The 9,677-nt window shown below is 65.8% G+C and carries 10 protein-coding genes and 1 pseudogene; 10 read left to right on the top strand and 1 reads right to left on the bottom strand.

What is annotated here, in order from left to right; all coding sequences use genetic code 11:
* Nucleotides 1-179: 179 nt before the first annotated feature.
* Nucleotides 180-443 carry a hypothetical protein gene (locus tag Q8M88_RS08520; protein WP_305596351.1) on the top strand — a complete coding sequence of 88 codons (264 nt, stop codon included), beginning with the start codon at nt 180-182 and terminating at the stop codon, nt 441-443.
* 105 nt (nt 444-548) lie between these two features.
* Nucleotides 549-1,361 (top strand): alpha/beta fold hydrolase, encoded by an 813-nt coding sequence (locus Q8M88_RS08515; RefSeq protein WP_305596349.1) that lies wholly within the window; start codon nt 549-551, stop codon nt 1,359-1,361.
* Between the two features lie 7 nt (nt 1,362-1,368).
* On the opposite strand, the gene Q8M88_RS08510 is transcribed toward Q8M88_RS08515, so the two are convergent.
* Nucleotides 1,369-2,109, bottom strand: coding sequence for a methyltransferase domain-containing protein (locus Q8M88_RS08510; protein WP_305596347.1), 741 nt, complete (start codon nt 2,107-2,109; stop codon nt 1,369-1,371).
* Nucleotides 2,110-2,326: 217 nt separating this feature from the next.
* Between Q8M88_RS08510 and Q8M88_RS08505 the strand changes: the two genes are divergently transcribed.
* From Q8M88_RS08505 to rpoB, 8 genes and pseudogenes are all read left to right on the top strand, one after another.
* On the top strand, nt 2,327-3,172 hold the full coding sequence (locus Q8M88_RS08505; protein ID WP_305596345.1) for an NAD(P)-dependent oxidoreductase: 846 nt from the start codon (nt 2,327-2,329) through the stop codon (nt 3,170-3,172).
* A 111-nt stretch (nt 3,173-3,283) separates the two neighbouring features.
* Entirely contained in the window at nt 3,284-3,547 is a 264-nt protein-coding gene (locus Q8M88_RS08500; RefSeq protein ID WP_305596343.1) for a hypothetical protein, read from the top strand.
* Between the two features lie 99 nt (nt 3,548-3,646).
* The gene (locus Q8M88_RS08495) at nt 3,647-4,510 is read left to right on the top strand and encodes a DMT family transporter (RefSeq protein ID WP_305596341.1); all 864 of its coding nucleotides are present in this window, start codon (nt 3,647-3,649) and stop codon (nt 4,508-4,510) included.
* 221 nt (nt 4,511-4,731) lie between these two features.
* A pseudogene (gene rplK / locus Q8M88_RS08490) lies at nt 4,732-5,163 on the top strand (50S ribosomal protein L11).
* A gap of 5 nt (nt 5,164-5,168) precedes the next feature.
* Nucleotides 5,169-5,858 (top strand): 50S ribosomal protein L1, encoded by a 690-nt coding sequence (rplA, locus tag Q8M88_RS08485; protein ID WP_305596339.1) that lies wholly within the window; start codon nt 5,169-5,171, stop codon nt 5,856-5,858.
* Nucleotides 5,859-6,270: 412 nt separating this feature from the next.
* Nucleotides 6,271-6,786 carry a 50S ribosomal protein L10 gene (gene rplJ, locus Q8M88_RS08480; RefSeq protein ID WP_305596337.1) on the top strand — a complete coding sequence of 172 codons (516 nt, stop codon included), beginning with the start codon at nt 6,271-6,273 and terminating at the stop codon, nt 6,784-6,786.
* A gap of 57 nt (nt 6,787-6,843) precedes the next feature.
* On the top strand, nt 6,844-7,227 hold the full coding sequence (gene rplL, locus Q8M88_RS08475) for a 50S ribosomal protein L7/L12 (protein ID WP_305596335.1): 384 nt from the start codon (nt 6,844-6,846) through the stop codon (nt 7,225-7,227).
* A gap of 427 nt (nt 7,228-7,654) precedes the next feature.
* On the top strand, nt 7,655-9,677 hold a 2,023-nt coding region (gene rpoB, locus Q8M88_RS08470; protein WP_305596333.1), incomplete at its 3' end, for a DNA-directed RNA polymerase subunit beta.

Raw genomic sequence — 9,677 nt, 5'->3', positions numbered from 1 at the left:
AGCTGGAATACAGCCAGGTCGAAAAGACCAGCTAAGGCGGAGCACCCGCGCCGAGCACCGTTGAGCCTCGACCTCCTCCGGAGTGGGCGAAGGGCGCATCGCGCCGCTCACCTGCTGTTCGGCGCGCGCTTTCGGAAAGCCTTTGCGAAACAAAAAGGGGGCGCAGGGTTTGTGGGTGGATGCCTTTGTTTTATTTTCACACGCAGGACGGCGCGCCGCTCTCGGACAGCGACGGTACCGAGCTTGAAGACGCCGACGCCGCCCGCATCGAGGCTTCGCGCATCCTGGGTCAGCTCGTCGAAGAACGGCCATCGCACATCTGGCTGGACCACGACTTCCGCATCACAGTGATGGATGAGAGCGGCGCAGTGCTGTTCGCCTTGGCGCTGACCGAGGCGACGATGCCGGCGGCGCCGGCCTCGAGGCTGAACCGCGGGCGCTAACGTCCGCCATCGTCGCCAACCGCTCGCCAGAACGATCTGCGCAGACTAGCGTCTGCTCTCACAAGGCGCCCAGCAACGTGGCGCCGGCAAAGGGAGGAGACGCACATGGGCGCGGTTCGCGACATGGTGACGGAACACACCATCGATCTGTCCACCAGCAAGGGCCACTATTTCGAGACCGGACGGGGGTATCCGACGATCCTCGTGCACGGGTCGGGGTTCTCGTCCGGGGGCCAGGACTGGTTTCCGGTGATCAAGGAGGGCCTGGGCGAAGTCACCCACATCTACGCGATCGACCAGCTCGGCTGGGGCTCGGTGGAGCGGCCGCAACGTGACTATGAGTTCGCATTCCTGGTCGACCACATCCGTGAATTCCAGGACGTGCTGGGCTACGAGAAGACCAATGTGGTCGGTCACTCGCTGGGCGGGTGGGTCGCGGCGACGCTGGCCTATGAGAGCCCCGATCGGGTCAACAAGCTGGTGTGCGTGGCCAACGCCGGCCTCAACATCGACCCGCCGCCGAACTTCGCCAACTTCGTTCCGCCGGACGCCGCGCAGATCGCCGCCGACCTCGAACACATGGAAGACCCGGAACTTCGCGCCGAAGTCCTGGCGGCTCACCTGGCCAACGGCGCGACGGCCGACGCCCTGGATTCCTACCGCAGTCTGGGCGCCATGTTCCGCGACATGGATATGCGTCGACGTTACTTCCTGCATCGCAAGCTGACGCGCATCAAGGTGCCCACCCTGATGGTGTTCGGCGACGAGGATCTGATCTTCCCCTCGCCTGAGGGCCGCGCGCAGATGGACAACGAGATCCCAGACAGCCGCGCCGTGCTGCTCAAGAACACCGGCCACCAAATCCCAACCCAACGGCCGAAGGAGCTGGCCGCGCTCCTGAAAGACTTCCTGCGTTAGGGGAGGGTCAGTCGGGACGGCGGAACAGGTAGAGGCCGAAGCCTGCGCCGTCCCGGCCTTCTTCCAGATAGAGGGTGCGCAGGATCCGGGCGCGCTCGCGCATCTCATCCCCATCGGGCGTGCCGGCGTGCTCATCGGCCCATTCGCTCATCGAGGCGTTCATGCGCCAGATGTACTCCTCCCAATCCTGATCGGAGCTGACCGAGACGTAGTGGGGCGTCAGGCCGGCTTGCTCGCCGGCCTGCATCCACCCCGGCAGCGTCTCATAGCGATCGAGTCCGCCCAGGATCATCGCCAGCCTGGGGCTGGGCGGACGCCGCCAGAAAGGATCGCCCCACAGCAGCCAGCCTCCGGGAGCGATCGATGGGACGAGCGCGCGCATGATGTCGACGGGCCGCACCAGGCCGGGCGCCACGTCGATAGCGCCCAGCATGGACAGCAGCCGATGTTCGCCGGCCTCGGTCAGGTAGTCGGCCGCCGCGCCCTCGAACAGGCGAAAGCCGCCGGTTGAGGCGGCGGCGCGCGCGCGCTCGACCATCGGCGCAAAGCGTTCGACCCCGGTGATCTGAAGCTGATGTCGTGAGGCGATCCACTGGGTGAGAAAGCCCGCGCCGCAGCCGAGGTCCGCAGCCTTGTCGCCGGCCGCCAGGTCGGTGAACGCCAGGACCCGTGCGAGCTGGTCCGTGGACATCGGGTTCATCAGACGATGGCGACGGTAGATCACGTAGTTGATGGTGGCGGAGTCCAATCGCGAGCCCTGATCCGGCCGACATGGCCCGGCGAGGTCACTGCGCGGCGAGCGCGCCGGGCGCAAGGCCTCATGTATAGAGGTGCGATCGGGCGCAGCGCTTGCGTTGCGAGGTTCAGATCGAATACGATGACTGTTCACGACTGCATTCGGCGGCGTTTTCCCAAACAATCTCCGCCAATATCTAGAAAACACAGAATATTTAGGGAATACTACAATGATGATCAGTATTGACGTCGACATGGACGTCTACAAAGCCCTTAGCGCCAAGCGGCCTGCCGAAGGCACGCCTTTCAACGACGTGCTGCGTTCGATCCTCGACCTCAAGGCCGGTGCGGCGGCGGAGCAAAGCTCTGGAGACGCCGCGCAGGTCAAGGCGGCGGCCGACGCCGCCGCCGCGGCCGGCGAACGCACCCTGCCGCGCCAAGTCCCCAAGACTGAGACTAAGGGCACGGTCGCCGTGGTCGGCGCAACCGGCAGCATCGGCGGCAAGGTGGTCGACGAAGCCCTGAGCCGGGGGCTGAACGTGATCGCGGTCGCGCGTGATCCAGCCAAGGTCGCGCCGCGCCCCGGCGTGACCGTGCGCGCGGGCGACGTCAACGACCCGAAGTCCCTGGCTGAAGCGCTCAAGGGCGCGGACGCCGTGGTCGTCTCCGTCAAGTGGGCGCAGGCCAACGTCGATTCGCTGATCGAGGGCGTGCGCGCCTCGCAGGTGAAAAAGGGACTGTTCGTCGTCGGTTGCGGCACCTTGATGCGCAGTGACGGCCGTTTGCACTTCAACCACGCGGCTGAGGCCAACGGCGTGCCGCCGCCGTCGATCGTGCCGGCCGTGCGCGCGATGAAAGCCCTGAAGGAGGTCTCCGATTTCGACTGGACCATCGTCAGCTGTCCCATGGACATCGCGCCGGGCGAGCGCGTCGGCGACTTCCGATTGGGTGGCAGTCACATGATCTTCGAGGACAATGGCCGCTCCCGCATTTCCGAGCAGGATTTCGCGGTCGCCATGATCGACGAAGTGCAGGAACCGCACTTCGCCAAAAAGCAGATCAACGTCTCCTACTGATCAGGACGCGGTCGGTTCGCGCGGCTCCTTCCCGCTAGGCTTTGCAGGCGGGAAGGGGCGGCGAGCCGAGCGCGGCCTCGGCGCCAAAGGCGCTCGCCGCAAGAGGTCGGGATGTTCCGTCGCAGACAGACCTTCCGTTTCGAGCCCCGCTGGAAAGAGGAGCTGGTGGTCACCGGCCCGGGCGGCGCGTTCGTCCTGCAACTCCCGATGGGCGTGCTCAGCGCCTGCCTGCCGACGCAAGACGCATGGCGAAGTCAGGCGCCGGCCTGGGCGGCGGATCTGTGGCCCGAACTGAAGTCTGAGCTGGGGCGGTGGTGCGAGAAGAACGACGCCAAGCTGCTCATTGAGGAGACCGCTGGCGTCTACCGCGCATGAAGCCGTGACGCCCGCGTCTGGCAGGCGGCGGACAAGGCGGTCGGTCGCGGTCAGTCCGCCTTCATCCGCGCTGCTCGGCGCAAACTGCAGGATCGCCAGATGAGTCCCGGACGCCAGACCATGCTGACTGTCGCAGCGATGGTCGCGTTTGCGGCGAACAGTTTGCTGTGCCGACAGGCCCTCGCGCACACCTCGATAGACGCCGCTTCGTTCACCGCCATCCGGTTGGGATCCGGAGCCCTCGTCCTTTGGGCCGTGGTGACCGCGCGCCAGCGCGCGCCCTGGCCCATTGGCGGGAGCTGGATCTCGGCGGCGGCGCTTTTCGCCTACGCCGCGTGCTTTTCATTCGCCTATGAGACCCTGACGGCCGCGACCGGCGCCCTATTGCTGTTTGCGGCTGTCCAGTTCTCGATGATCGCCTTTGGGTTTGCGAGTGGGACCAAGTTGGGTCGGGTCCAGGCGGTCGGCTTCGCCGTGGCGGCGATGGGCTTGGTGGCGCTACTGCTCCCCGGGGTCGCCGCGCCCTCGCCGAAGGGCGCGCTGATGATGGGTGCGGCGGGGCTCGCCTGGGGCGTTTATTCATTGAGGAGCGGCAGCCATGATCCCGCCCAGACGACCGCCGCCAACTTCATCCGGGCGACGCCAATGGCTCTGGGCCTGATGCTGTTGTTCGCGCGTGACCGTTCCATCGACCTGCCCGGCGCGGCCTTCGCCGTTGCGTCCGGCGCCGGAGCCTCAGGACTGGGCTATGTCATCTGGTACGCGGCGTTGCGCGGCATGCCTGTGACGACGGCTTCGATCGTGCAGCTCAGCGTCCCCGCGATCGCGGCGGTATTGGGCGTCGTGCTATTGGGTGAAGCCATGTCGATCCGGCTGGTCGTGGCCTCGGTCGTCATCCTGACAGGGATAGGCCTGGCGGCCCGCACGGCGCGCCCTGCGAGGCGTCCGACCACTGATGAATAGGCGTCGCCTCGGGCGGTTGCGTCGGGACTGCACCGACAGGCCAGAGCCACCGGCCTGATCGCCGCTTGTTTGTCTCGTCCCGCATTTCGTGTATGAGACCGCCTCCCTTCGCATGGGGGGAGGGCTTGCGCGCCTGACGCGCCGGTTCAAATCCGTGGGAGGCCTTTCGCCGGGCCAAGACCACGGCTCAGCCGACCGGAACCCGGTCACAGAGGAGAAACATGGCCAAGAAGATCCTGGGCTATATCAAATTGCAGGTGCCTGCGGGCTCCGCCACGCCTTCGCCGCCCATCGGGCCGGCGCTGGGTCAGCGCGGCGTCAACATCATGGGCTTCTGCAAGGAGTTCAACGCCCGCACCGAGAAAGAACAGAAGGGCACGCCCCTGCCGACGGTGATCACCGTCTACCAGGACAAGTCGTTCACCTTCGTCACCAAGACGCCGCCGGCGAGCTTCTTCATCAAGCAGGCGCTGGGGCTGAAGTCCGGCTCCGGCAAGACGGGCCGCGAAGTGGTGGGCAAGATCAGCCGCGCGCAACTGCGCGACATCGCCGAGAATCAGATGTAGGTCCTCAACGCCAACGACGTCGAGGCCGCCGCCCGCATCATCGAGGGCTCCGCCCGCTCGATGGGCCTCGAGATCGTGGAGGCCTGAGAGCCATGACCAAGCAAGCCAAACGCATCAAAGCCTGGACGGGCGATCGCGCCGTCAACCACGCGCTGAATGACGCCGTGAAGCTGGTGAAAGCCAACGCCACCGCCAAGTTCGACGAGAGCATCGAGATCGCCGTCAACCTGGGTGTCGACCCGCGCCACGCCGACCAGCAGGTCCGTGGCGTGGTCTCACTGCCCTCGGGCACGGGACGTGACGTGCGCGTCGCGGTCATCGCCAAGGACGCCAAGGCCGCCGAAGCCACCGCCGCCGGAGCCGACATCGTCGGCGCCGAGGAGCTGGTCGAGCGCATCCAGGGCGGGTTCATGGAATTCGACCGCGTCATCGCTACGCCCGACATGATGGCCCTGGTGGGACGTCTGGGTAAGGTGCTGGGCCCCCGCGGCTTGATGCCCAACCCGCGCGTCGGCACCGTGACGCCGAACGTCGGCCAGGCGGTCAAGGACGCCAAGGGCGGCGCGATCGAGTTCCGCACCGAGAAGACCGGCATCATCCACGCCGGCATCGGCAAGGCCAGCTTCACCGACGAAGCCATCGAGGCCAACGTGAAGGCCCTGGTGGACGCGCTGAACCGCGCCAAGCCCACGGGCGCCAAGGGCGCCTACATCAAGAAGATCAGCCTCTCGTCGACGATGGGCCCGGGCTTCAAGGTGGACCAGGGCTCGATCAACGCCTGATCGCGTTCGACTGAACAGATGTGGGGGCGCTGGCGGCGACGTCGGCGCCCCTTCTTCGTTCGCGAGAGCGCGGCTTGAGTTCACGCGCCGCGTCGTGTAGAGGGCGCGGCTTAGTTTTCGCTTCCCGTGCGCGGGAAGGGAAAGGTTGAGGGAGCGGCGTATTCGCTTCCCCATCCTGTCCAGGAACTGCGGGGTACGGGGGCCGCCCGAACCTTAATGCAAGGAAGAGCCTTCCTTGACCGCGGGGAGACGGGAAGATGAGGTTTGTCGCGCGTCCGCCACGGACGGGCGTGGACCTGCGGCTTCTCCAAGGACAGGCGGACCTGAACGCGGGCGCGCGAGCGCTTCGCGCCCAGGTCGTTTCGCGGTCGTCCGGAATGGTCCGGCGGCCGAACTTGAGTAGGAGACCGCAATGGACCGCGCTCAAAAGCAGGAGTCGATCGACACGCTGAAGGGCGTGTTCGCCGGCGCCGGCGCCGTGGTCGTGACCCACAACCTGGGTCTGACCGTTGCGGAGATGACTGACCTTCGAAGCCGCCTCCGCAAGGAAGGCGCGCAGCTGAAGGTGGTGAAGAACACCCTGGCTCAGAAGGCCCTGGACGGTTCGATCGGTGAAGCGGGCGACGCCCTGTTCACCGGCCCGGTCGCCATCGCCTTCGCGCCGGATCCTGTCTCCGCCGCCAAGGTCGTGGCTCAGTACTCGAAAGAGAACGAGAAGCTCGCCGTCATCGGCGGCTTCATGGGCCAAGAGGTGCTGAGCAAGGCATCGGTGGGCGCGCTCGCGACCCTGCCGTCGCTGGATCAGCTCCGCGCCAAGATCATCGGCCTCGTCCAGGCTCCCGCGACCAAGATCGCGGGCGTGCTGCAGGCGCCGGCCGGTCAACTGGCGCGCGTTTTCGGCGCCTATGCCGCCAAAGACGCCGCCTGACCCGTCATCTTCCCAATCACATCCCAATCCCTGCCAAATTCCTGAAGGACTAGAACAATGGCCGACCTGACCAAGCTGGTGGACGAACTCTCCACCCTGACCGTGCTGGAAGCTTCGGAACTCTCGAAGCTGCTGGAAGAAAAGTGGGGCGTCTCCGCCGCGGCTCCCGTGGCCGTCGCCGCTGCTGGCGGTGGCGCCGCCGCCCCGGCCGAAGCCGTCGAAGAGCAAACCGAGTTCACCGTGGTGATCACCGCCGGCGGCGACAAGAAGATCAACGTGATCAAGGAAGTCCGCTCCGTTCGTCCGGATCTCGGCCTGAAAGAAGCCAAGGACCTGGTCGAGGGCGCTCCGCAGAACGTGAAGGAGAACGTCTCCAAGCAGGAAGCGGAAGAGATCAAGAAGAAGCTCGAAGAAGCCGGCGCTTCCGTCCAAGTGAAGTAAGCGCACGCCTTCACGGCGAACGTTTCGAACAGGCCCGCAGGCGACTGCGGGCCTGTTTTCGAGAGCGCTGCGGAACCGCACGGCGGTCGGCTCGTTGGTCACCCAGAGTCCTCCCAAAGACTGAGAGCCCGTTGCGGCTCCAGACGCCGTGAATTGCGGCGTCTTTCTTTGTGAAAAGGGCTTCCAATCCGTCTGCAAAGCGCCTATCTGCGATCCTTCGCGAAATTTTTCGGATTCGTCTTCGACGCGAGATTTCGCGCGTGCAAGCTCCGAGGCATGGTCCACCGCCCTCTGACCATGCGAGGGAGCGCCCCTGGCGCAACAGGGGCATTTCCAGCGTCCGGCTCCCAGCAGGGAGACCGAGGGTGGACGCAGGATGAGAAGTTTGCGCGCGGCCTTTCGGCCGTGCGGCGATCAAGGGATACAAATGGCGCAATCGTTCACCGGCAAGAAGCGGATCCGGAAGTCTTTCGGCCGCATCCCTGAAGCCGTGCAGATGCCGAACCTGATCGAGGTTCAGCGGTCCTCCTACGAACAGTTCCTGCAGCGCGAAACCCAGGCCAGCGCGCGCCGCGACGAAGGCGTCGAGGCGGTCTTCCGCTCCGTCTTCCCGATCAAGGATTTCAACGAGCGCGCCGTACTTGAATACGTCTCTTACGAGTTTGAAGAGCCGAAGTACGATGTCGAGGAGTGCGTGCAGCGCGACATGACGTACGCGGCGCCGCTGAAGGTGAAGCTGCGCCTCATCGTGTTCGAAACCGACGAGGAAACCGGCGCCCGCTCCGTCAAGGACATCAAGGAGCAGGACGTCTACATGGGCGACATCCCGCTGATGACGGAGAAGGGCACCTTCATCGTCAACGGCACCCAGCGGGTCATCGTCTCGCAGATGCACCGCTCGCCGGGGGTGTTCTTCGACCACGACAAGGGCAAGACGCACGCGTCCGGCAAGCTGCTGTTCGCCGCGCGGGTGATCCCGTACCGCGGTTCCTGGCTGGACTTCGAGTTCGACGCCAAGGACATCGTGTTCGTCCGCATCGACCGCCGCCGCAAGCTGCCCGCCACCACCTTCATGATGGCGCTTGGGATGGACGGCGAGGAGATCCTCTCGACCTTCTACGAGACCGTCAGCTTCGAGAAGCGTCCGGTGAAGAACGAGGACGGCGGCTGGGCCACGGCCTACAAGCCCGACCGCTGGCGCGGGGTGAAGCCTGAGTTCCCGCTGATCGACGCCGAGACCGGCGAAGAGATCGCGCCCGCCGGACAGAAGATCTCGGCGCGTAACGCCAAGCGCTACGCCGACGCCGGCCTGAAGACGCTGCTGCTGGCGCCCGAGGCGCTGGTCGGCCGCTACCTGGCCCGCGACCTGGTCAACCACGAGACCGGCGAAATCTACGGCGAAGCCGGCGATGAACTGGACGCCGCCTCGATCCTGGCGCTGGAAGAGCAGGGCTTCACCACCCTGGACGTGCTGGACGTCGACGACGTGACCATGGGCGCCTACATCCGCAACACCCTGCGCGTCGACAAGAACACCGCCCGCGAAGACGCGCTGTTCGACATCTATCGGGTTATGCGCCCGGGCGAGCCGCCGACGGTGGAAGCCGCCGAGGCGATGTTCAAGAGCCTGTTCTTCGATGGCGAGCGCTACGACCTATCGTCGGTCGGCCGCGTGAAGATGAACATGCGCCTGGAGCTCGACTGCCCGGACGACGTGCGCATCCTGCGCAAGGAAGACGTGCTGGCGGTGCTGAAGACACTGGTCGGCCTGCGTGACGGCCGTGGCGAAATCGACGACATCGACAACCTTGGCAACCGCCGGGTGCGTTCGGTCGGCGAGCTGCTGGAGAACCAGTACCGCGTCGGCCTGCTGCGCATGGAACGGGCGATCAAGGAGCGGATGAGCTCGGTCGACATCGACACGGTGATGCCGCACGACGTGATCAACGCCAAGCCTGCGGCCGCGGCCGTGCGCGAGTTCTTCGGCTCGTCGCAGCTCTCGCAGTTCATGGACCAGACCAATCCGCTGTCGGAGATCACCCACAAGCGCCGCCTCTCGGCGCTTGGCCCTGGCGGTCTGACACGCGAACGCGCCGGCTTCGAAGTGCGCGACGTGCACCCGACGCACTACGGCCGGATCTGCCCGATCGAGACGCCGGAAGGCCCGAACATCGGCCTGATCAACAGCCTGGCGACCCACGCGGTGGTCAACAAGTACGGCTTCATCGAGAGCCCGTACCGCCGCGTGACCGACGGTCGCCCGGTGGACGAGGTCGTCTACATGTCGGCGATGGAAGAGGCCAAGCACGTCATCGCCCAGGCCAACATCAAGATGGAGAACGGCGCGATCCTCGAGGATCTCGTCCCGGGCCGCATCAACGGCGAACCCGGCCTGCTCCAGCGCGACCAGGTCGACCTGAAGGACGTCTCGCCCAAGCAGGTCGTCTCGG

Source organism: Phenylobacterium sp. (genome assembly GCF_030693805.1).
Classification (GTDB): Bacteria; Pseudomonadota; Alphaproteobacteria; order Caulobacterales; family Caulobacteraceae; genus Phenylobacterium.
Note: the sequence above shows the minus strand (reverse complement) of the source record. Positions and strands in the feature narration are given on the sequence as shown.

Bases quoted from the DNA above. Each gene is read 5' to 3' on its own strand.
- Q8M88_RS08520 (WP_305596351.1), top strand. From the start codon at position 180: ATGCCTTTGTTTTATTTTCACACGCAGGACGGCGCGCCGCTCTCGGAC.
- Q8M88_RS08515 (WP_305596349.1), top strand. From the start codon at position 549: ATGGGCGCGGTTCGCGACATGGTGACGGAACACACCATCGATCTGTCC.
- Q8M88_RS08505 (WP_305596345.1), top strand. From the start codon at position 2,327: ATGATGATCAGTATTGACGTCGACATGGACGTCTACAAAGCCCTTAGC.
- Q8M88_RS08500 (WP_305596343.1), top strand. From the start codon at position 3,284: ATGTTCCGTCGCAGACAGACCTTCCGTTTCGAGCCCCGCTGGAAAGAG.
- Q8M88_RS08495 (WP_305596341.1), top strand. From the start codon at position 3,647: ATGAGTCCCGGACGCCAGACCATGCTGACTGTCGCAGCGATGGTCGCG.
- rplA (WP_305596339.1), top strand. From the start codon at position 5,169: ATGACCAAGCAAGCCAAACGCATCAAAGCCTGGACGGGCGATCGCGCC.
- rplJ (WP_305596337.1), top strand. From the start codon at position 6,271: ATGGACCGCGCTCAAAAGCAGGAGTCGATCGACACGCTGAAGGGCGTG.
- rplL (WP_305596335.1), top strand. From the start codon at position 6,844: ATGGCCGACCTGACCAAGCTGGTGGACGAACTCTCCACCCTGACCGTG.